19 protein-coding genes are annotated in these 20,809 nt (G+C 44.1%); 7 read left to right on the forward strand and 12 right to left on the reverse strand.

The features are described from left to right. Positions 1–66 precede the first annotated feature (66 nt). The 3 genes from R7R78_RS17155 (at position 67) to R7R78_RS17165 (ending at position 2,365) form a co-directional block, all read left to right on the forward strand. A complete protein-coding gene (locus tag R7R78_RS17155) occupies positions 67–297 on the forward strand; it encodes a hypothetical protein (protein ID WP_017636104.1) in 231 nt (76 codons plus the stop codon). 245 nt (positions 298–542) lie between these two features. Then, positions 543–842 carry a hypothetical protein gene (locus tag R7R78_RS17160; RefSeq protein ID WP_005376885.1) on the forward strand — a complete coding sequence of 100 codons (300 nt, stop codon included), beginning with the start codon at positions 543–545 and terminating at the stop codon, positions 840–842. Positions 843–1,174: 332 nt separating this feature from the next. Further along, complete coding sequence (locus R7R78_RS17165) at positions 1,175–2,365, forward strand: amino acid aminotransferase (protein ID WP_017636105.1); 1,191 nt, start codon at positions 1,175–1,177, stop codon at positions 2,363–2,365. An 89-nt stretch (positions 2,366–2,454) separates the two neighbouring features. On the opposite strand, the gene R7R78_RS17170 is transcribed toward R7R78_RS17165, so the two are convergent. Then, the gene (locus R7R78_RS17170) at positions 2,455–3,096 is read right to left on the reverse strand and encodes an outer membrane beta-barrel protein (RefSeq protein WP_151514961.1); all 642 of its coding nucleotides are present in this window, start codon (positions 3,094–3,096) and stop codon (positions 2,455–2,457) included. A gap of 313 nt (positions 3,097–3,409) precedes the next feature. Between R7R78_RS17170 and R7R78_RS17175 the strand changes: the two genes are divergently transcribed. Together R7R78_RS17175 and R7R78_RS17180 are read left to right on the forward strand one after the other, a co-directional pair. Further along, positions 3,410–5,299, forward strand: a complete 1,890-nt coding sequence (locus R7R78_RS17175) for a DUF294 nucleotidyltransferase-like domain-containing protein (RefSeq protein WP_033905640.1) — start codon at positions 3,410–3,412, stop codon at positions 5,297–5,299. An 8-nt stretch (positions 5,300–5,307) separates the two neighbouring features. After that, complete coding sequence (locus R7R78_RS17180; RefSeq protein ID WP_081107483.1) at positions 5,308–6,027, forward strand: 3'-5' exonuclease; 720 nt, start codon at positions 5,308–5,310, stop codon at positions 6,025–6,027. 70 nt (positions 6,028–6,097) lie between these two features. Here the strand turns inward: R7R78_RS17180 and R7R78_RS17185 are convergent, their stop codons facing one another. Both R7R78_RS17185 and R7R78_RS17190 read right to left on the reverse strand, forming a co-directional pair. Further along, entirely contained in the window at positions 6,098–7,981 is a 1,884-nt protein-coding gene (locus R7R78_RS17185) for a methyl-accepting chemotaxis protein (RefSeq protein ID WP_005376880.1), read from the reverse strand. A gap of 231 nt (positions 7,982–8,212) precedes the next feature. Then, positions 8,213–9,784 carry a BCCT family transporter gene (locus tag R7R78_RS17190; RefSeq protein WP_005394723.1) on the reverse strand — a complete coding sequence of 524 codons (1,572 nt, stop codon included), beginning with the start codon at positions 9,782–9,784 and terminating at the stop codon, positions 8,213–8,215. A 387-nt stretch (positions 9,785–10,171) separates the two neighbouring features. On the opposite strand from R7R78_RS17190, the gene R7R78_RS17195 reads away from it, so the two are divergent. Then, positions 10,172–10,648, forward strand: a complete 477-nt coding sequence (locus R7R78_RS17195) for a MarR family winged helix-turn-helix transcriptional regulator (RefSeq protein WP_005376877.1) — start codon at positions 10,172–10,174, stop codon at positions 10,646–10,648. 40 nt (positions 10,649–10,688) lie between these two features. Here R7R78_RS17195 and R7R78_RS17200 read toward each other — a convergent pair whose 3' ends face one another. The 6 genes from R7R78_RS17200 to R7R78_RS17225 all read right to left on the reverse strand — a co-directional run bounded on the left by R7R78_RS17200 (position 10,689) and on the right by R7R78_RS17225 (position 16,691). Next, positions 10,689–11,327: a response regulator gene (locus R7R78_RS17200; protein ID WP_005376875.1), complete on the reverse strand. Its 639-nt coding sequence runs from the start codon at positions 11,325–11,327 to the stop codon at positions 10,689–10,691. Beyond that, on the reverse strand, positions 11,320–12,675 hold the full coding sequence (locus R7R78_RS17205) for a cache domain-containing protein (protein WP_225474042.1): 1,356 nt from the start codon (positions 12,673–12,675) through the stop codon (positions 11,320–11,322). The genes R7R78_RS17200 and R7R78_RS17205 overlap by 8 nt, the downstream gene beginning before the upstream one ends. 151 nt (positions 12,676–12,826) lie before the next feature. Then, the gene (locus R7R78_RS17210; protein ID WP_005376871.1) at positions 12,827–14,113 is read right to left on the reverse strand and encodes a TRAP transporter large permease; all 1,287 of its coding nucleotides are present in this window, start codon (positions 14,111–14,113) and stop codon (positions 12,827–12,829) included. A gap of 12 nt (positions 14,114–14,125) precedes the next feature. Then, positions 14,126–14,665, reverse strand: a complete 540-nt coding sequence (locus R7R78_RS17215) for a TRAP transporter small permease subunit (RefSeq protein ID WP_005376869.1) — start codon at positions 14,663–14,665, stop codon at positions 14,126–14,128. Positions 14,666–14,780: 115 nt separating this feature from the next. Beyond that, positions 14,781–15,872: a TRAP transporter substrate-binding protein gene (locus tag R7R78_RS17220; RefSeq protein ID WP_017636112.1), complete on the reverse strand. Its 1,092-nt coding sequence runs from the start codon at positions 15,870–15,872 to the stop codon at positions 14,781–14,783. A gap of 414 nt (positions 15,873–16,286) precedes the next feature. After that, positions 16,287–16,691 carry a hypothetical protein gene (locus tag R7R78_RS17225; RefSeq protein WP_005376863.1) on the reverse strand — a complete coding sequence of 135 codons (405 nt, stop codon included), beginning with the start codon at positions 16,689–16,691 and terminating at the stop codon, positions 16,287–16,289. Positions 16,692–16,964: 273 nt separating this feature from the next. On the opposite strand from R7R78_RS17225, the gene R7R78_RS17230 reads away from it, so the two are divergent. Further along, positions 16,965–17,630 (forward strand): DUF2982 domain-containing protein, encoded by a 666-nt coding sequence (locus R7R78_RS17230; protein ID WP_005376857.1) that lies wholly within the window; start codon positions 16,965–16,967, stop codon positions 17,628–17,630. Between the two features lie 18 nt (positions 17,631–17,648). Here the strand turns inward: R7R78_RS17230 and R7R78_RS17235 are convergent, their stop codons facing one another. The 3 genes from R7R78_RS17235 to R7R78_RS17245 form a co-directional block, all read right to left on the reverse strand. Next, positions 17,649–18,305, reverse strand: a complete 657-nt coding sequence (locus tag R7R78_RS17235) for an MBL fold metallo-hydrolase (RefSeq protein WP_115386146.1) — start codon at positions 18,303–18,305, stop codon at positions 17,649–17,651. A gap of 129 nt (positions 18,306–18,434) precedes the next feature. Continuing rightward, entirely contained in the window at positions 18,435–18,983 is a 549-nt protein-coding gene (locus tag R7R78_RS17240) for a DUF882 domain-containing protein (RefSeq protein WP_031778936.1), read from the reverse strand. 166 nt (positions 18,984–19,149) lie between these two features. Continuing rightward, the gene (locus R7R78_RS17245; protein WP_225474043.1) at positions 19,150–20,691 is read right to left on the reverse strand and encodes a murein L,D-transpeptidase; all 1,542 of its coding nucleotides are present in this window, start codon (positions 20,689–20,691) and stop codon (positions 19,150–19,152) included. Between the last annotated feature and the right edge of the window lie 118 nt (positions 20,692–20,809).

Genomic DNA, 20,809 nt, shown 5'->3' on the forward strand with positions numbered 1-20,809 from the left:
GGTTTTACGTTGGACTGAGTTCGTTAAACTCACTTCGAGCTACGGTCTTTAAATCAGGAGGAAGCGATGAAAGTTTTTACAATGGACGATCTCTCGTATCGCGGAAAACATAAAGGTGTACATAGTTGGGACCATCCTGGCAGTACCACCCCTTATTATTGGCATCCTGATTGGCTGCATATCGCTGAAGATGCTTTGGGTGAACACAAAAAGGCTGACCTTGAAGTCCCTGATGGAGAAACAGCGACAGAAGAGCATGCAAAAGCGGCGATTCTCAAACACTTGAATGACGAGTAGTTTAGGCTCTATCACCGTTCAAGAATAGCATTAGGTAGGCGAATCCATCGTCGTATGCTTTAAACACAAATAAAGCTAAAACCTGCCAAATAGTAAATTCTCCTGAATGAGAAGTACGCATCTTCTATAGCGTTCAAAGGGCAAAATAAGTCGATTGTTATCACATTAATTTTCATTACATCTGTTACATTTAAATAGTAATGGTGATGCACACCTCAACTCATGGATTATGAGAGAAAACAATAATGGCGAAATACAACGAAGAAGATATTAAATACAAAGGTGAATCCAACGGCGTACATTCTTGGAGCTCTCCTTCCGGCCAACCTTATTACTGGCACCCAGATTGGCTACACGTTGCGGAAGATGCGACGGGTACGCATCCGAAGCAAAAACTTGAAGTTGAAAAGACAGAAGTACCAACCGAAAAGCACGCATTAAAAGCGATCTTAAAGCATATGAACGACTGGGCGACTGAAAAACTTTCTTCTAACCCTGACATCGAAACCAATGCGGTTGAGTCGGAAATCAATCTGAAGAAATAACCCCAACCGATATCCATACTTCTAACAGTAAACGCTCCACCTTTGGTGGGGCGTTTTTGTCTCAACAAATCCTCACTAGACAATTATAAACGCGTTAACGCAAAGCACTGAATTGAAACGATTGGGATGTGTGCAAAACTTCTCCAACCATGGCATAAATGCCCTTCAAACTCTGTGCCTACCAAACGTTTTCATGGCAAAAACTTTAGTTATGTTAGAATTCTGTTTCAAATCGCAACTTTTTTAGGTTTTCTTTTCAGTAACGGTTGTAACCAATATTGCTGAAAGGTATAAATGTTAGCACACCCCTTCGATTAACATGGATGAAGATTATGTTTGAAAAAGTAGTTGCCGCTCCGGCTGACCCTATTCTTGGCCTTACTGAAGAGTTTAAAAAAGATGCTCGCGCAGACAAAATTAACCTTGGCGTAGGTATTTACAAAAACGAGCAAGGCGAAACTCCCGTTCTTGCGACAGTAAAGAAAGCTGAAGCAGCACTTGTTGAAACTGAAAAAACCAAATCTTACCTAACCATCGAAGGCACAGCAGAGTACGGCATTGCAGTGCAAAAACTGCTTTTCGGCTCTGATGCAGAAATTGTAAACGAAAAACGCGCTAAAACAGCTCAAGCTCCGGGTGGTACTGGTGCACTACGTGTTGCCGGCGAGTTTATTAAACGTCAACTAGGCGATGTAAAGATCTGGATCAGCAACCCTACATGGGCAAACCACAACGGCGTATTTACTGCTGCTGGTATCGAAACGGCACAATACAGCTACTACAATGCTGAAACAAAAGACAAAGACTTCGATGCGATGCTAAATGATCTGCAATCTGCATCTGAAGGCGACATCGTGCTTCTACACGGCTGCTGTCACAACCCTACAGGGATCGATCCTACAGCTGAAGAATGGGAAACATTGGCGAAACTAGTCGCAGAGAAGAAATTGCTTCCTCTGTTCGACTTCGCCTACCAAGGCTTTGCTAAAGGTGTGGAAGAAGATGCTGCAGGTCTTCGTACTTTTGCTAAGTACAACAAAGAAATCCTAGTCGCGAGCTCTTTCTCGAAAAACTTTGGCCTATACAATGAACGCGTAGGTGCCTTCACGTTAGTAGCTGAGTCAGAAGAAGTCGCAACAACCGCATTTTCTCAAGTTAAAGCCATTATTCGCTCTATCTACTCTAACCCACCTGCACACGGCAGCGCTGTCGTGACTCACATTCTTGGCAACGCCGAAATGCGTGCGGAATGGGAAGCTGAAGTAGCAGAAATGCGTGACCGTATTCAAGAAATGCGTGAACTATTTGTAGCGACACTAAAAGCAGAGGGTGTGGACGCAGACTTTAGTTTCATCGAACGTCAAAATGGTATGTTCTCTTTCTCTGGTCTTTCTAAAGAGCAAGTTAACCGCCTTAAAGAAGAGTTCGGTATTTACATTGTCGGTTCTGGCCGAATCAGTGTTGCTGGTATGACGAAGTCAAATATGGGCCCTCTGTGTAAAGGCATTGCAGCGGTTTTATAATCGACTGTCGCATACTTTATTAAAAGGAAAGGTCAGCATAAGCTGACCTTTTTTGTTTTAACTTAACGCCAAAAACGAACCCGTCCGATCTAGTAGACAAACTTCAAACTCAGCCCTACTTCATTGACGTAATCTGAACTTTCACCGCTGTAATCAGTATCTCTAAACTGATAAAAAAGACCAGTGCCGATGACTTTATGCCATTGGTAATTAAAACCGATCTTAAAATTGTTCTCATCAACGATATCACTACGGTTCAACTCCACTTCAGCTGTCGCAATAAGCTTTTCACTGAGCAAGTAATTCACCCCAACAGTTACAGCTTGAATCAATTCGCTATCGGAAGACAACGTATTATCCGTTTTGTCGTCCGTCGCTTTCGCTTTGATTGCGCCTATTCCATATATCCCGTAGATATCGAATTGCTCTGTAACTCCGTAACGGTAACCACCACCAAACAAAAGGCGGTCAATGCGAAGAGTAAAATCATCCGGATGGAAAAACTGCGCTGAGTAATCAACATTAAACAACCAGTTCTCAATAAACAAATAGTTACCACCGAGTCCAACTGTGGTCGCATTAGAGTTATCTAACCATTCTTCGTTTGTCGTTCCGGCACCAACATCCAAATGAATGTGTTCGTACCCAAATTTTTCTGCTTGGTCCATGACCGCTGCGCTTGATATCGCCGGCAAAGCAGCTAAAGAAACAAGCAATAAATTTCTCACCATTCGACTTCCTTTCATGAGAATTATCTAAACACTGTATTCCATCGCCTGAGCTACTTGGCTCAAGAAGAATAGCTTATCTAAAGACGTGATAACGATCTGAAACAGCCAAAGATCTCATCAGTCATCACGAAGAAAACACATCGACGACGTCTTTTTCAATTGAGGTGACCATATAGTAGTAAAAATGAAGCTCCCTTATCGTGCGATATGTCAGAATCTTATGACTGAGCACGAAAATCGCGGTTCAGATAAGACTCTGTTTTAAAACTAAGTTAAGATTACTTTATTATTTGCGAACTAAAAGGCGCCTTCGATGGATGCAGAACTTCTCGAGATTTACAACTTTCTCGCCAAGTATCCCCCGTTCAATGAACTCCCTGAAGAAACACTAAACAAGGTGACAGAGAGTGTCGAAATCTCGTACTACCGAGAAGATACCCCCATCATCCATTTTGGAGACTATATCCAAGATTTATACGTGGTGCGAAGCGGTGTTGTTGAAGTTTATCGACGCAAAGGTGAGCTGTATAATCGCCTTGACGAAGGTGACCTATTTGGCCAGATGGGCATGCTCACCAATAACAAAGTCCGCTTTCCGGTAAAAGCCATTGAGGATACCCTGCTCTACTGTATTCCTGGTGACATTTTCCAAGAAATTTACGATAACTTTGATTCCTTTGCGGATTTTGTTGAAGTTGAAAATAGCGCTCGTTTACGCCAAGCCATTTCAGAAAACAAAGACGCCAATGACCTGACGACGTCGAAAGTGAAAACCTTGCTGACTGGCGATGCTCATACGATTGATCGTGGTCAGACAATCCAGCAAGCCGCGCAGCAAATGGCGAATGACAACGTATCGGCTTTACTTATCGTCGACCCAGATTTCGTTCGTGACGAAGACGATCCACAGTCCCCAGTACTTGGTATCATTACTGACCGTGATTTGTGTACCCGTGTGTTAGCTGAAGGTTTGTCCCCACAGGACGATGTGTCTAGTGTGATGACCACGGAGGTCATGTCTCTTGACCACAACGCTTACATCTATGAAGCAATGTTAACGATGCTGCGTTACAACGTACATCACCTACCAGTGGTAAAAAACCAATTACCAATCGGTATTATCGAAACAACCGACATTGTTCGTTATGAATCTCAGAATTCGTTGTTGCTGGTGAGTAGTATTTTCCAACAACAGACTATCGAAGATTTAGCAGTTGTTGCCGAAGAAGTGAAAAGCAGCTTCGTGCGTCTGGTCAATGAAGATGCCAACTCTCACATGGTGGGTAGCGCGATGTCGGTCATTGGCCGAAGCTTCAAACAGCGTCTGCTAGAAATGGCAGAAGAAGAGCTTGGCCCACCGCCAATTCCTTATTGTTTCCTTGCACTTGGCTCAATGGGGCGAGATGAGCAACTGTTGGTGACTGACCAAGATAACGCCATCATTCTAGATGAGACCTATCAAGAAGAGAAACATGGTAAATACTTCGAAGCCCTAGCAAAATACGTCAGCGATGGGTTAGATGCCTGCGGCTACAAATATTGCACAGGCGATATTATGGCAACCAACCCACTGTGGCGCATGACTCGTTCAGAGTGGGAAGAGTGTTTTGCTGACTGGATTGATAACCCGAACCCGAAAGCACTACTCAACGCCTCCATCTTTTTCGACTTGGATGGCGTCTATGGCCGCTTAAAATGGGCAGAACAGTTAACTAGCTTTATTGTTCGTCGCGCTCGAAAGAACAACCGCTTCTTAGCGTGTTTGGCTCGTAACGCACTAAACAGAACACCACCTCTGGGCTTCTTTAAAGACTTCGTGATGGAAAAAGATGGCAGACACAACAACTCCATCAACCTCAAACGTCGCGGTACTGCTCCTCTGGTCGACTTAATTCGCGTTCACTCTCTGGCGGTTGGTTCACGTGCACAGAACTCGTTTGAGCGTCTTGACGACATTATTGATGCTGGCATTTTGCCAAAAGGTCGAGCACAAGACTTAAAAGACGCGTTAGAATTTATTTCCATGGTACGTATTCGTCACCAAGCGACGGATGTGGAACTAGGCATTGAGCCTGATAACAATATCGAACCGGAAAACCTCTCTGAGTTTGAACGTCGCAACCTAAAGGATGCATTCCAGATCCTAAGCAATGGTCAAAATTTCCTTAAGTTCCGCTACCAAGCGAACAAGAGCTTTAAGTGAGGTTTAGCATGATTAAAAAGCTCTTTCAGAAGCCAACCATTCAGTGGCCAACGAAGTTTGAACAAAAGCTGGAGATGGCGAAGGATGAGAATTTAATTGCGTTTTATAGCAACAAGCCGCCTGCTCCAGAAACACCGTTATCTGAGGTGGAGTTCGTGGCGTTAGATTTCGAAACGACGGGTTTGAATCCTGAAAAACATGACATCATTACTATTGGTTTGGTGCCGTTTAACCTGAAGCGAATTTTCCTACGTAACTCGCGTCATTGGAAGGTACGTCCACAGCGTGCACTCGATGAAGATTCAGTCATTATACACGGTATTACTCACAGCGAATTGATCGATGCACCTGACTTAGGCGATATCTTAAGCGAGCTGCTACCATCCTTAAGCGGGAAAATCATTGTTGTTCATTACCGTCGTATCGAGAGAGAGTTTCTGGATAAAGCGCTCAAAAGCCGTTTAGGGGAAGGTATTGAGTTTCCTGTTTTAGATACGCTGCACCTCGAAGAAACGATTCAACAGAAACGTTCCGGCTCTCTCTGGGAGCGTTTAAAAGGGAAAAAACCAGAATCGGTTCGGCTAGCGCAATCTCGACGCCGTTATGGGCTGCCAGACTATACGCCTCACCATGCATTAACCGATGCAATTGCTACCGCAGAGCTACTGCAAGCGCAAATCGCCCATCATTACAGTGAAGAGCAACCCATCAGTGAGTTCTGGCTGTAGTATACTTCACGCTTAATAGCGATCAAAAAAGGAGCCAGATGGCTCCTTTTTTACTTAGGTTGAGACAAGATTACAGCTTAAAGCGTTGAATCTCTTGTTCAAGTTCGTGTGATAGCTCAGACAGGTGAGCAGCTTGTTCTGCTGCTTGATGAGCTTCGACTGACAACTCGTTAGACACGTCACGAATACCTTCAGTGTTACGAGTGATCTCAGTGGTTACCGATGCTTGCTCTTCTGCTGCTGAAGCAATCTGCGTTGCCATATCACTGATACGCTCAACAGCAGTGTGGATTTGCGTCAAGCTCGCTGCAGCCGCATTGGCATCATCAACACTGGTATCAGCTAGACGACGACTGTCACCCATAATACCGACCGCTTTGGCTGTTGTGCCTTGTAGCATCTCGATAGTTTCTTGAATCTCTTGCGTTGAAGCATGAGTACGTTGGCTCAATACGCGGACTTCATCTGCAACCACAGCAAAACCACGGCCTTGCTCACCTGCACGTGCCGCTTCGATCGCCGCGTTAAGTGCAAGTAGGTTCGTTTGCTCTGCAATGCCTTGAATCGTTGATAGAATCGTATTGATGCTATTTCCGTGTGCTTCTAGCTCTTGAATCACATCAGTAGCAACTTGAACTTCTTGCGCTAAGTTCTGAATAGAGCCTTGCGTTTGAGTTACTTGGCTTGAACCGTGTGAACAAGCTTGAACCGCTTCTTCTGAGTTACTTGCCGTGCTATCAGCATTACCTGCAATTTCTTGTGTCGCTGCTGCCATTTCGTTCACGGCCGTCGCCACCATGTTGATTTCATCTTGCTGGTAAGAGATACGCTGACTACGCTCCTCAGCTTGCTGTGCTGTCGTGCGTGCTTGCTCTGAAAGCGCAGAAGATACGTGGCTAAGCTTAGTAACCATTGTGTGCATGTTGCCAACAAAACGGTTGAAGTTTTCCGCCAGTTTACCTACTTCATCATCACTGCGTGGTTCTAGGCGTTGCGTTAAGTCACCTTCGCCAGATGCAATTTCTTCCAGTGCATTTGATACGCGGTTCAAGTCACGGAACAAGAAACCAACTAGCCAAGAAACTGCAAGAATAACCACAATCGTGATCGCCACAGCAGTAAACAATAGATCTCGTAGCAATACCGCATGACCTGCTTCTTCTGTTGCGCGATCCATTTCAATCGCAAACATCCAATGCGTACCAGGAACTTTATTGAAGTAGTAAAGCTTCTCTTTTCCTTTGATTACCGTATCTTCGATACGACCTTCATCGGCGGCGCGCTCAATTGCCTCTTCTGAAAAATCTTTTAGAACACTGGTGATAGGCTTAAGCGTCAAGCTTTTATCTGGATGCGCTAAGAAGGTGCCTTCATTCATGTCGATTAGCATCGCATGCGCGTTTTCACCTGCATCTAAGTTAATCACATCGCTGATAAGCTGATCGATCAGTACGTCCGCACCAACAACACCAACAAACTGACCATTTTTCATTACTGGCTCAGCAATGGTCACAAGTAGTGCATTCGTGATTGCGTCTTGATATGCGGCTGTGATGATTTGCTTACCCGCGGCATCAGCATCCTTGTACCAAGGACGTGTGCGAGGGTCATAATCAGCACGGTTACGCTCCGGATGAGAGCGGTACATATCACCGTTTGGTGTACCAAGGAAGATGTCATCGAAGCCACCAGCCTTGCGAGCTTGTTGTAGGAAAGGAACAACGTCTTGCTCGGTCGAGTAGTCGTTGAACGCAGTGGCAATATCTTTACGGATATTGACCCAATCAGAAATTCCCTCTGACGCAGTAGTACTAAGACTTTGCGCACGTGAATAGACACCTGAACGAGTCTGATCAAATAATTGACCAGCCGACAACCAAGTAAGTGCTGTTGCCATCACAACAACAGCAGAAAGGCTTGCGCCTATAAGCTTTTGTTTTAATGATAATTTCATATTTATAGTTTTTTGAGTTGGGAGAACAGTTAAGGTGCATGAATATTACACACTTTTTTACGACTATTCACTAATTTTTAAAAAACAAAATAGCACATTAACTCTTTGTAAAATATGAACTTTCATGTGTCATTTTTTTGTCTCGAGCGTCATAAAAACCGCACAAAAAAAGCCAGCAAATTGCTGGCCTTTTGATTAATTGTTAGTCAGACGGTTTTATAAAATGCCGAATTACTGACGCTCAGTTCGCATACCCATCAATAAGCTCACACACATTGCAAGCAGAATGAAGGTAAATGGCAGTGCTGTAGAAATGGCACCGGCCTGAAGAGCTTGAACCGCCTCGGAGCCACCAATCCATAGCAGAGCAACCGCAATTGCACCTTCCATGAATGCCCAGAAGACACGTTGAAGTACAGGTGCATCGACTTTACCACCTGCCGTGATACTGTCGATAACAAGTGAACCAGAGTCAGAAGACGTAATGAAGAACACAAGTACCAGCACAACAGCGATGATAGAAAGCATGCTACCAAATGGAAGAACATCAAACATTTGGAACATAGCAAGTGATACGTCAGTCAAGCCATTTGTGCCCAGCTCACCTACTTTATCAACAACTTGCTCGATCGCCAGGCCACCAAATACAGACATCCAAACAACGGTAACCGCAGTTGGAACCAGTAGAACTGCTGTGATGAACTCGCGAACGGTACGGCCACGAGAAACACGCGCGATGAACATGCCTACGAATGGCGACCATGAAATCCACCAAGCCCAGTAGAACACTGTCCAGCCTTGGAACCAAGCTTCGTCCGTACGACCAAACGGGTTACTTAGTGGGATGATATTCTCTACATATGCCATAAGTGTGGTTGGAATCGAACCTAAACTCGCCGCCCAACCGATAAGACCAACAAGAATCAGTAGCAAGAACGCCACAACCATGTTGATGTTACTAATGACTTTAACACCACCATCGATGCCGCGTACGACTGAAACAACAGCAAGTAAAGTCACCACGGTAATAACGACGATTTGTAGGCCCAGGCCTGGCTCAACACCAAATACGTGATGAATACCACTTGCTGCTTGCTGCGCACCTAGACCTAGGGATGTAGCAAGACCAAATAAAGTCGCAAGCACAGCCAGAATGTCCACAATGTGGCCAGCCCAACCCCATGCACGATCACCCAGAAGTGGGTAGAAGATCGAACGCATAGATAGCGGTAAACCTTTGTTGTAGGCAAAGAATGCTAAAGAAAGTGCTACAACACCGTAAATTGCCCATGGGTGAAGGCCCCAGTGGAACATCGTTGCACCCAGTGCCAATCTCGCGGCTTCTGGTGTATTTGCCTCAACACCAAGTGGCGTTTCATACCAACCGGTGAAGTAAGCGACAGGTTCTGCAACACTCCAGAACATTAAACCGATACCCATACCAGCTGCAAATAGCATTGCAAGCCATGACATAAACGAGTAATCGGCGACAGCGTCTTTACCACCTAGTCGAATCTTACCCATTGGTGAGACGATAAGCGCCAAACAGAAAATAACGAAAATGTTACCTGCAATAATGAACAACCAATCGAATGAACCAATAATTTTCCACTTCAGCCCATCAAGTGCCGTCTTTGCGGTATGTGCATCTAGAACTAATGCAGCGACAAGAAACAGCGCAATTAAACCTGCACTAATACCAAAAACTGGGTTATGAACATCAAAACCCCATTTTTGAACGTTGTCCTGACCTACCGTATAGTCGGTACTATCGATACTGTACTTATCTATACCCTTTGTCATCGTTCCTCTCTATTTTTGTAGTGTTTTTACGTACCAAACAAAAAAATCTTTCGAACACGATACGTTTTGCATTCCGTGAAGGCGCAAGATCCTATCATTTGACACGTTTTTGTCTATCTTTTTGCTATTAAAAAATCCAATAACTTACTTTTCACTGTGTGGTTACGGCCTTTGATAGAACAAATCACTACTACAATAGTTAGACCACAAACATTTATTGCTATAATAATTTTAGCTCTTCTTATTTTGTCGAAAAGGCGCGACAAAATGGTATTGAGGACACGGCGTAAAATTGTAGGGGTAATTTTTGATTTCCCCCCTTTAAATAAGGGCGCATTTAAGTTAGTGTCGCCTCGATAAATGTTCCCTACAGACTGGATGAATAAATTGGAAAAGTACGAAGAAGTATTGGTCTCGATTCGTCAGATCATCCGCGCTATTGATTTACATTCTAAAAAGCTGAGCAAAGAGTCTGGATTGACTGCTCCACAGTTGATTTTGATGCGCGCTATCAATGACTTAGATAACGTGACGATTAAACAGTTGTCTAGCCACACTAACATGAGCCAAGCGACCGCAACGACCATTCTAGATAGACTAGAACGAGGCCAGTTTGTTGAGCGTCAGCGCAGTGTTCAAGACAAGCGTAAAGTGCATGCTGTACTTACGAGCAAGGGCCAAGAAGCCTTAAAACAAGCACCAACGCCGCTGCAAGAGCACTTCATTAATCGATTCCAAAAATTGGAAGAATGGGAGCAATCCCTTCTACTATCTTCCGTTCAACGCATCTCGACGATGATGAATGCAGAGGACATCGATGTTGCTCCAATGCTAGAGCTTGGTAGCATTACCAAAGCCGATTAGTTTCGCTCCCACGTGCTCGCTTTTTGCGGGCACTACTCTCCTACTCAGTCAACCCAGTTTCAAACGCATATTTTGCTAACTCCGCCGTCGAATGTAAGTCCAACTTGTGCTTAATGTTATGGCGATGCGTCTCTACCGTTCGATAACTAATATTGAGTAAAGTGGCGATTTTCTTGCTGCTGTTTCCTTGAGCAACTAATTTAAGTACCGCTTCTTCCCTGCGGCTGAGAGGATTCGTTTTTTGCGTGGCAGGCACCACTTCTTGGGTAAAGAGTGTTTGTGTGACGGATTCACAGAAATACGTCGAGCCTTGGTTAACCGTTTTTATTGCTTGCACCATTTTCTCGGCCGAGATTTCCTTGAGCATATATCCTACGGCACCAGCTTGCATGACCTTCATGATGTACTCGCGATTATCGTGCATGGTCAACATAAGTATTTTGCTCTCTGGGCGAGCTTCTTTAATTACACCAGTCGCTTCAATACCGTTCATTATTGGCATGCTGATATCCATCAATATGACGTCCGGTTGCAAGTGCTTTGCGACCTCTATCGCTTCCAAGCCATTACTTGCTGTACCCACCACTTCGATGTCAGGCTCTAACTCCAAACGAGCCATGAAGCCATCCAATACCACTTGATGATCATCGACAATCACTACACTAATCGGTTTATCCATAAACTATTTCATCCAAATTAAGCAGCACAGTAATCTCTGTTCCCAAGCCAAGCTCACTCATTAGCTCAAATTCACCACCGATGAACTCTACACGCTCTTGCATGTTCCTTAACCCAATCCCTTGTTGGTGCACTGCATGGTTAACCACAAATCCAACCCCATCGTCACGTATGAGTAATTGCAGCATATTGCCCATTTTTTGCAAAGTAACCGTTACTTTTTTCGCTCGCGCATGTTTTTCAATGTTATTCAAAGACTCCTGAGCGACGCGATATAGCGTCGTTGCGACTTCCGAAGTCAGTTTGTGCTGCTGAGTATCGAAATTGCTCTCGATATCAATCCCGGAATGGGAACGAAAATCCTGTAGCAAGGTCGTCAGTGCTGCTTCTAAACCGATATCATCGAGGGCGCTTGGACGGAGCTGATGAGAAATATGCCGCACCTCATTTATCGCGGTGACGAGCGATCGTTGTGATTTATCTAAGTGGGATTTGAGTTTTTCGTCTTCCAGTCTATGACTCATTAAGTCTAAATGACATTTACTGGAGACTAACAACTGATTGATTCCATCGTGCAGTTCTCGCGCTAAATGCTTTTTCTCATCTTCTTGGAACATCACGGTTTTATGTGCCAATTCTTTCAGGTTCTTATCAGCGAGGCGATGCTCGTGCAGATTGATCGCCAGAGTGAGAACAATGATTACAGCAACGGTCACCGCTAAGATCACGACGACTGAGAAAAATGTCGTTTCGATATTTTTGTTCACTGCCGCGCGCATATTGGCGACTTCTCGGCTGACATCCTCAATATACAGCCCAGTCCCTATCATCCACTCCCACTTATCGAGCCATGCAGCGTAACTAAGCTTAGGGACGACTTCACCCGTAGATGGCTTTTGCCACAGGTACTGATGAAATCCACCACCTGATTGCGCTTGATACAATAAAGCTTCGATTAAGCGATCGCCATTTTCGTCTTCAAGATAGAGTAAGTTTTCCCCGACAAGCTCCGGAAGAACTGGGTGTACAAGGTTGGTACCATATTTATCATAAGCAAAAAAATAGCCGTCCGACCCATAACTCAAACGATTTAAAATCGCTTTCACACGCGTTTTGGCAACACTCTCTTCTAAAGTCGGATCGTTGTAGATGTAAGAAATGGAGTCAAAAGCGACGTCGACCGTATCTTTCAGCGCCGCTTCTTTTGATTGGATCAGGTTTTGATGAAAGATCTCCACCTCCCTTTTGCCAAGGGTCTTGGTTTGATAGATAGAGATCCAGCTGATACTCGCTGACACCAATACCACGGGTATCAGTGTCAGCAGAATTAACTTTGCTTTGAGAGGCATCCCTTCCCTCCATGAAACGCTGCCTTTACAGCTTACTATCTTAGCAGTACAAACGAATCGATTGTGTCTGCATAGACATAATTAACAGCTTAACAACTTGTCTCAAAAGGTAAAAACTCTCAGTTCACAAAATCTCTTTCTTATCGAGTGATTAACTCATACCGTAAAAACCTGGGAAAAACAGCAAAGACGCCAACACAACAATCTGAATCGCGATGAATGGCATCACACCTTTGTAGATATCTCGCGTAGTAACCCCTGCTGGCGCGACACCTTTTAGATAGAACAAACTAAAGCCAAATGGCGGTGTGAGGAACGACGTCTGCAAGTTCATCGCAATAAGAATCGCAAACCACGTCATATTAATGCCCATCAATTCAGCGACTGGCGCAATAATTGGCACGATGATAAAACAGATTTCAACGAAGTCGATAAAGAAACCTAAAATCAGAATCACCACCATGGTAATAATAAGGAATCCCCACTTTTCACCCGGCAGTTCTAACATCCACTCTTCAACTAAATAATCACCACCAGTGTAGGTAAATGCCATTGAGAAGGCGGTCGCACCAAGTAAGATCGCAAAGACCATTGCGGTTACTTTAACTGTCTCTTTTGATGCATCATAAATCATCGACCAACTAAACTGCTTATACAATAGCGATAAAATAATCGCACCTGCACCACCCAGTGCCGCTGACTCTGTTGGTGTTGCAATCCCTGCAAAGATGGAGCCCAATACCACGATGATCAATGCTAAAGGTGGCAATACAGCTTTCAGTGCGGTGAGCACTTCTTGTTTACGACTGATCGACTCATCGCGCTCTATCGCCTGTGCGGCTTGAGGGTTCAACTTCGCGTAGATGAGAATGTAGATCACATAGGCGCCAACAAGTGTAATACCGGGCCAGATCGCAGCTTGAAATAGGTCCCCTACCGGTACGCCAAGTACATCACCCAACAAGATCAACACGATAGACGGTGGGATAATTTGGCCCAACGTGCCAGACGCACAAATAGTCCCACACGCTAAACCTTTGTCGTAATTGTACTTGAGCATCACAGGAAGAGATATTAAGCCCATCGCAACAACTGATGCGCCTACCACACCCGTTGAAGCTGCAAGCAATGCGCCAACTAACACGGTAGAAATAGCGATACCACCGCGAACGCCACCGAACAAACGCCCCATTGATTCTAGTAGCTGTTCAGCAAGCTTCGTTTTCTGTAGCACTAGCCCCATAAAAACGAACAGCGGTACGGCCATTAGCACCGTATTTTCCATAATGGACTGAATTCGATATGGCATAAAAGCAAACATCTCGATGCCTTCAGCCCAAACACCAAAAATCAGCGCGATACCACCAAAAGTAAAGGCAACGGGAAATCCCAATAGAAGCGCAAAGAGCGCAACAAAAAACATCACTATACCGATCATAATGACTTCCTTTTACGACTTACCGTTATTACCGGCATAGATGAGATGAGGGTTGACAATTTTGTTGATTGAATGAAGTAACAATCCAATACCACTCACCGCCATAAAGAAAAATGACAGCGGAATCATCGCTTTGATAATCCAACGATATGGTAAGCCACCTGGGTCACCAGACGTCTCGCCTAACGCGTAACTCTCCTTGGCGAAATCAATACCAAACCAAGCTACCAGTAGGCAAAAAGGGAATAAGAAAAATAGTGTGCCTATGATGTCGATGATGGATTGTGCTTTGTAAGATAAGCGTTCATAAAAAATGTCGACTCGGACATGGCCACCGGACTTAATTGCGTAAGGCACACCAAGCAAGAACACGGCAGAGAATAGATGCCATTCCATTTCTTGGAATGCGATAGACACATCATTAAACACGTAACGCATGACAACGTCGTACACAACGTTTGCTAACAACAAAATAAACAGGATGCTGGATAACCATCCGAGAAAATCGCTAAAGCGGTTAAATAATCGCTCAATATAAATAAGACTTCTCATTCCGAACTCCGTGGAACGTTTAGATGCGCTCCGCTATGGTGCGGAGCATTCATTATGAAGTTTTCTTGGGCTTCGATAGCAGGCTAAACCTCTTGGCATCGCCTGCTTCATAACGTTATTGTTGAGCTTGACTGTTTAAGTACGCTCGGTGCGAAATATCTGACCATGGTCGAACTTGATTCATATAGTTCGCTTGCGACTCTTGAATCTCTTTCGCCAAAGCATCTTTTTCTGCATGTTCTTTCAACAAACGATCGTTTGCTTCTCGCAACGCAGCTACGACTTCAGGTGGGAAATCTTTTACTTCAACATTTGGGTATTCAGACTTAATAGATGCCCAGTTTTTGCCGCTTTCGTGTTTCGATTGCGTGTACATATCGTAAGCGGCCGTTTTCATGGCTACTTGCAAAATCGCTTTTAGATCATCAGGTAGACGATTCCAGGTACGCTTGTTAACGAGGAACTGAAGCTCAGTCGCTGGCTCATGCCAACCTGTGTAGTAGTAAGGCGCGATTTTGTGGAAGCCCATACGTAGATCCAGCGATGGACCAACCCATTCCAAGGCATCAATTGTGCGACGCTCTAGAGAAGTATATAGCTCACCAGGGGCGATATTCGTTGGCTTGGCACCTAACTCAGCCAAAATCTCACCAGCAAACCCTGGGATACGCATTTTCAAACCCTGTAAGTCCTCGACGGACTTGATCTCTTTTTGGAACCACCCGCCCATCTGAGTATCGGTATTACCGCCAGGGAAAGACATCAAGTTATGTGGAGAGTACACTTTTTCCATCAGCTCCATACCACCGCCGTAGTAAAACCATGCATACTGCTCAGTTGGCAGCATACCGAAGGGCATAGAAGTGAAGTAAAGTGTGTTTGGAACCTTACCCTTCCAGTAATAAGACGCTGAGTGACCCATGTCATACTGCCCCGACTTAACCATATCAAACACCCCAAAAGGCGCTTTATGCTTGTTTGCGGAATCAATGCGGATTTGCAAACGTCCGTTGGACATCTCTTCCGCCATTTTGGCCATGTTTTTTGTGGTATCACCAAAAATTGGGAAATTAGGCCCCCAAGTTTCAGCAAGCTTTAAACGATAGACTTTTTCAGCAGCGTTTACAGAAGTCGCTGCGAGTGCCATCGCGGCAGCGACAGCGGTTGTTTTGAGCACTCGTTTTAAAGATTTTTGGATTAGACTCATCGTTCACGTCCTTTATCACCAAGGTTATTGTTGTCATCCATTTCATTAGGATTGGCTGTATTCGGTATAAAAGATGTAACAATGTTGTCTAATGCGAAATGGGCATGAACACGGAAGCGAGTAATTCATCAATAAGGCATTAGCCTAAGGTATTACGTACAAGTACGTAGGATAATCGTCATGACAAAAGACTGTTAATAGCAAAATCAATAAATTATATTTTTATCTATGAATAAAAATAAAAGACAATACGTACGTATTTTTCTGCCAAAAAATTTACATAGTATTTAAGAAAATGTGACAAACCACTTATTGGTAGTGTTAAAGTCAGTACTTAATGCATTATTTCCAATACCAAGATAAAAAAATACCTCGGCATCGGCCGAGGTATTCAATCTAGAACGGTAGCGGTAATTAAACTGCTTTGTAGATAACTTTGTTACCTGCTAACTGCTCTTTTTGAACTAGGTTTTCTTCAAGAAGCTTCTTTAGTGCGCCAGTAGCCCATGATGCCGCTTTAGTATCTTCTTGACCTGCAGCTAGACCGATGCCTTTAGGGTTAATACCTTCAGCATTCGCCATAACGATGTCTAATACTTGTTGTTGCTTAGGAGTAAGGGCAACATCAACTGTTTTCACTGCAGCTACTTTTTTATCAGCTACTACTTTCTCCGCAACAGCTTTTTCAGCAACAGAAGGTGCTACTGCTTTTTCCGCAACAGGCTTCACTGCTTTAGGTGCTGCAGCTAAGTTTGCTACTGTCGCTTTAATGCGTTTTTGCAGTTTCATCTGCACTTTACGCTTATGAGCAAGTCTCATTGAATATTTCTCCAGTTCACTGCATCTCAGCAGGGATGAAAATTTGAAGCGCGTTTTATACCAAAATTCACAAGCAATTTGTAGGTTTTAGCGGCGAAACGCGATGAAAAATGCGCTCAAAGCATAGAACGTCTACTATTTAATCAGATATTTTATGAACGGATTTATTGAATACTGGGTATAAAAACAGAGGTTTGTTTTATTTTGAATGCAAATCAATGCACATAAAGCTACCCACTTATTTTTGGACAAGTATTCGATGAGGTTATAAGCATGGAAACGCTGCACCTAACAAATTCACATTTCAAACCCGACTCCCCTATCAACAGAATACTTTTGTTGCTCGTTGCACTCATCACTTTGTTTTTGGTTGCCATTTCTCCGGGATGGAAGCAAGCCATGTTGTCGGTCATTTTGATGTCTGCAATCGTTGGTTTCGCCATCTTGATGATTAAGAAAAGCCAAGTCACTTTTACGCTGACAGCTTCTCACTTTCAGCAACACCTTTTTAAAGGAGGTTGGGTCGTCAGGTGGCGAAATATTGAGTCAATCGGTATTTGTAGCTACCAACAGGAAGGGTGGCACCAACCGCTACCTTGGATCGGTATTCGTCTAAAACACTACTCACCCTACTTAAATTCAATCTGCCCTCGTATAGCGACTGAAATTCTCCTCAGTCAGCGAGCACTGCTTTACTTAGGCGCGAAACAAAATCAGTGTGAAGATAAGTTTGAGGATATGGTGCTTGACCCTAAACCGTATATAAACAGAGATGGGATTGAGTACAAAGGTTTGTTAGCGATGCTCGCCAACCGGATGAAGTATCAGAGAGGCTTTTATGGCTACGATCTATTTATATCAGCAAGTGATCTAGATCGTGAGGCTGAGGATTTTGTGGGACTGACTCGGCGATACTTAGCTGCCGCCGAGCCAGAATAATGCTTAGTACACGCACTTTTAGTAAAGCGGCATCTCGTCAGCAACGAACGGGTTAGTTTTACGCTCATGACCGAAAGTCGATTGAGGGCCGTGACCAGGGACAAACGTGACATCACTGCCTAAAGGCCACAATTTCTCTTTGATAGAACTAATCAACGTATTGAAATCACCTTGTGGGAAGTCAGTTCGACCAATGCTACCGTTAAACAAAACGTCACCCACAAACGCTAAACGCGCTTCTTCACTGTAAAGCACAACGTGACCAGGTGTATGACCAGGTGTGTGGAATACATTCAGCACTTGATTACCGAAAGTGACAGTGTCACCCTCATTTAGCCATTGGTGCGGTTCAAACGCTTCTGTCAGCGGGAAACCAAACATTTGGCTCTGACCTTCCAAACCTTGCAACCAGAAGTTATCTGCCTTGTGAGGGCCAACAATCTCTGTACCGCCAAGCAGTGCAGACAGCGGCTCCGTGCCACCTACGTGGTCCAAGTGACCGTGTGTTAGCACTAGGTTTACCACGTCAACACCTAGCTCTTTGATAAGCATAGCGAGCTGCTTTTCATCGCCGCCTGGGTCAACCACAATACCTTTCATGGTTTCGTCACACCAGACAATAGAACAGTTTTGAGAGAAAGATGTTACTGGAACAACTTGGTATTTCAGAGCCATAGATAACCTATACCGAATAAATTTGCGTGAAAACTGCCGCAACTATGACACTAAGGCCTAGCGACTTCAAGCTTTGAACTGTGGGTAATCGACGACGTTCTGAGACTAGAAACCTTGTCTCAACTAGCACTACCAGGAACGAACAGCTCCCGTATCGATATGAACAAAGTTACTACCTGGATAATAACCCACGCCACCGGCTTTTAGGCTTAATGCAGCATCACGAACCGTTGAAAGCTTCACGCCGTCTAAACGAAAATCAATGGCCTTCCCTTCCATGTGCATGCTCTTTTTCGCTACACGAGAAGACCCGTTGCGCAGCGAGGCGTTAGTGGCAGGAGAACGGTAACCTGAAATGACGATCACCTCTGCTTCTGTACCAATTAACTTTTGAATTTGACTTATTTGATCGAACAAGCGTCTATCCATGGGATGAACCTCATTTCGTCGATGGTCTCGACAAAACTCATTCAGCCTTTGAAGTTCATCATTAATGTATCGTTTTCCATCGAAATAGCATGTTTCGAGGATCTCTCCAGTATTAAGATTGTTCATCGCCAGCGCACGTGGCTCGTCAGGGAGTGAAGCCCAAGAAAATGATGGCAGGGCAGACGCCAACACCACACCACCAGCGGTCATTTTAAGGAAATCTCGGCGAGAAAAGTTACGACTTACCATTTCAAAATACAGTGCTCAACAACTAGACAAGTCGTGGACATTAACCAAACACATTTGTCACGTCAAATGCATAAAACGCTCCATCTTGATTTTCAGATGCAGTAATTATTGCTTAATTATTGAACGAAAAGAGAATTCTTCGTTTTGTAAATTTTCCTTAAAAATTTCAACTGCGGTGATCGTACTTATAGATATCATCACGGTAGTAAAGCGTTCCCTCTTCCAACCATGCTGTTTGATAAATGATGTGTACTTGAATGCGCTCTCCCAAAGGAACTGACGTGTTAGACCGACGAGAACTTTCTCGCTTTTTCGCTAAACGTTCTTCCAACCCCTGAGTTTTGAACAGAAGTTCTGCTAACTGGTCTGCATGTTCTACACGAACACATCCTGAGCTGAATGCGCGTCTGTCCTGTTCAAACAAGTTCTTACTTGGCGTGTCATGCAAATAAATAGCTTGTGGGTTAGGCATATTGAACTTGTACAATCCCAGTGCATTTTGTAAGCCCGACGCCTGTCGCATACGATAAGGAAATGTTCTCGGATTCACCGTTGCCCAATTGATGGTTGTAGGGTCAATAATTTCGTTCGAAGTCCAAGACCGAATGATTTGAATGTTATGGTTAATCAAATACATCGGATTACGTTTTACTTTAGGAATAATGTCTTTAACCATGATAGTCCAAGGCACGTTCCAAGTTGGGTTGAGAATAACTGAATCCAGTGCTACCGACATGATGGGCGTTTTTCTTGATGCTCTCCCTACCACGACTTTAGACTCAAACAAGGGTTGACCGTCATGCCAATACGTGACTTCGTATCCAGGCACGTTAACAAAGACAACATTATCCCTTTCTTTCGACCAAATTCTTGAACGCTCAGAATTCAACGCCAACAGATGCAATCGCTCTTGAGGAGAAAAGTTGATCCATCGAATGGTATTCGGGCCGATAACGCCATCTTCTTTCAAACCATGAATACGCTGGAACTCTTTTATCGCAAGCTCTAATTGTTCGTCATATTCTTCAGTGACTAAATCCAAGTAAGAAACATCTACGCCTACGATCTCCATTCGCTCAATCAATAGGGGTCTGTTTTCTAATATATCGCCAACACGTGCTAGCCCAGTTTGTTGATAGGCAGGATATTGGTACTGAGAATGTTCCGATAGCGAAGAATAGGCGGAGTAGAAAGCATCATCTGTTTGTAATGGAGACCGGAGACTTGCCAAAAACTGACCAAGTTTGCCAACCGTAATCTCATTACTCAAAATCGATAAAGTATCGATGCTAGGAGTGGGTAACGTAACATGGGCTTTGTCTGTAAATAGCCAATTAATCCCTTCTTCGGGGAGTTGCTCAAGATAACTAAGGTACATCAAGAGTGAGTCTGTCATCACTAAATCGAAGTCGAGATTATCTCCCTGCCACCTTACTTGGTTTATCCGGTGAAGTTGATTTTCGAATTCGTCGGTGACATCCGCAAGAGCAACCAGGTTTACTTGAAAAAGAAACTGCTCAATATCACTTTCATTTTCCCAGTTCAAACGGTAATTGGTGCTTTGATACAGTTGATCAATCACCTCTGGATAATGGATCATTTTTTCTACAGACAGCTTTTGTACCGCTCCCTCTTGCTCGACTTGCGCTGAAGCTTCGAGAGAAACGACGGTGGAAAAGCTGCAAAACGGCACCAGAAGTGCCGTCATGATTAAAACCCTAGCAAACACTGAAATGATCCTTGCGCTACTTGCCATAATAAAAAGTATGGCAAATATCTCACAGCTTGCAGGTTTAAAATTAAGAATCTGATGCCGAAAACGACAA

It is taken from the genome of Vibrio sp. 2134-1 (assembly GCF_033339495.1).

What these genes read in the sequence shown, in the direction of transcription:
- R7R78_RS17155 (WP_017636104.1), top strand. Translation starts at nt 67, where the DNA reads ATGAAAGTTTTTACAATGGACGATCTCTCGTATCGCGGAAAACATAAA.
- R7R78_RS17160 (WP_005376885.1), top strand. Translation starts at nt 543, where the DNA reads ATGGCGAAATACAACGAAGAAGATATTAAATACAAAGGTGAATCCAAC.
- R7R78_RS17165 (WP_017636105.1), top strand. Translation starts at nt 1,175, where the DNA reads ATGTTTGAAAAAGTAGTTGCCGCTCCGGCTGACCCTATTCTTGGCCTT.
- R7R78_RS17170 (WP_151514961.1), bottom strand. Translation starts at nt 3,096, where the DNA reads ATGGTGAGAAATTTATTGCTTGTTTCTTTAGCTGCTTTGCCGGCGATA.
- R7R78_RS17175 (WP_033905640.1), top strand. Translation starts at nt 3,410, where the DNA reads ATGGATGCAGAACTTCTCGAGATTTACAACTTTCTCGCCAAGTATCCC.
- R7R78_RS17180 (WP_081107483.1), top strand. Translation starts at nt 5,308, where the DNA reads ATGATTAAAAAGCTCTTTCAGAAGCCAACCATTCAGTGGCCAACGAAG.
- R7R78_RS17185 (WP_005376880.1), bottom strand. Translation starts at nt 7,981, where the DNA reads ATGAAATTATCATTAAAACAAAAGCTTATAGGCGCAAGCCTTTCTGCT.
- R7R78_RS17190 (WP_005394723.1), bottom strand. Translation starts at nt 9,784, where the DNA reads ATGACAAAGGGTATAGATAAGTACAGTATCGATAGTACCGACTATACG.
- R7R78_RS17200 (WP_005376875.1), bottom strand. Translation starts at nt 11,327, where the DNA reads ATGGATAAACCGATTAGTGTAGTGATTGTCGATGATCATCAAGTGGTA.
- R7R78_RS17205 (WP_225474042.1), bottom strand. Translation starts at nt 12,675, where the DNA reads ATGCCTCTCAAAGCAAAGTTAATTCTGCTGACACTGATACCCGTGGTA.
- R7R78_RS17210 (WP_005376871.1), bottom strand. Translation starts at nt 14,113, where the DNA reads ATGATCGGTATAGTGATGTTTTTTGTTGCGCTCTTTGCGCTTCTATTG.
- R7R78_RS17215 (WP_005376869.1), bottom strand. Translation starts at nt 14,665, where the DNA reads ATGAGAAGTCTTATTTATATTGAGCGATTATTTAACCGCTTTAGCGAT.
- R7R78_RS17220 (WP_017636112.1), bottom strand. Translation starts at nt 15,872, where the DNA reads ATGAGTCTAATCCAAAAATCTTTAAAACGAGTGCTCAAAACAACCGCT.
- R7R78_RS17225 (WP_005376863.1), bottom strand. Translation starts at nt 16,691, where the DNA reads ATGAGACTTGCTCATAAGCGTAAAGTGCAGATGAAACTGCAAAAACGC.
- R7R78_RS17230 (WP_005376857.1), top strand. Translation starts at nt 16,965, where the DNA reads ATGGAAACGCTGCACCTAACAAATTCACATTTCAAACCCGACTCCCCT.
- R7R78_RS17235 (WP_115386146.1), bottom strand. Translation starts at nt 18,305, where the DNA reads ATGGCTCTGAAATACCAAGTTGTTCCAGTAACATCTTTCTCTCAAAAC.
- R7R78_RS17240 (WP_031778936.1), bottom strand. Translation starts at nt 18,983, where the DNA reads ATGGTAAGTCGTAACTTTTCTCGCCGAGATTTCCTTAAAATGACCGCT.
- R7R78_RS17245 (WP_225474043.1), bottom strand. Translation starts at nt 20,691, where the DNA reads ATGACGGCACTTCTGGTGCCGTTTTGCAGCTTTTCCACCGTCGTTTCT.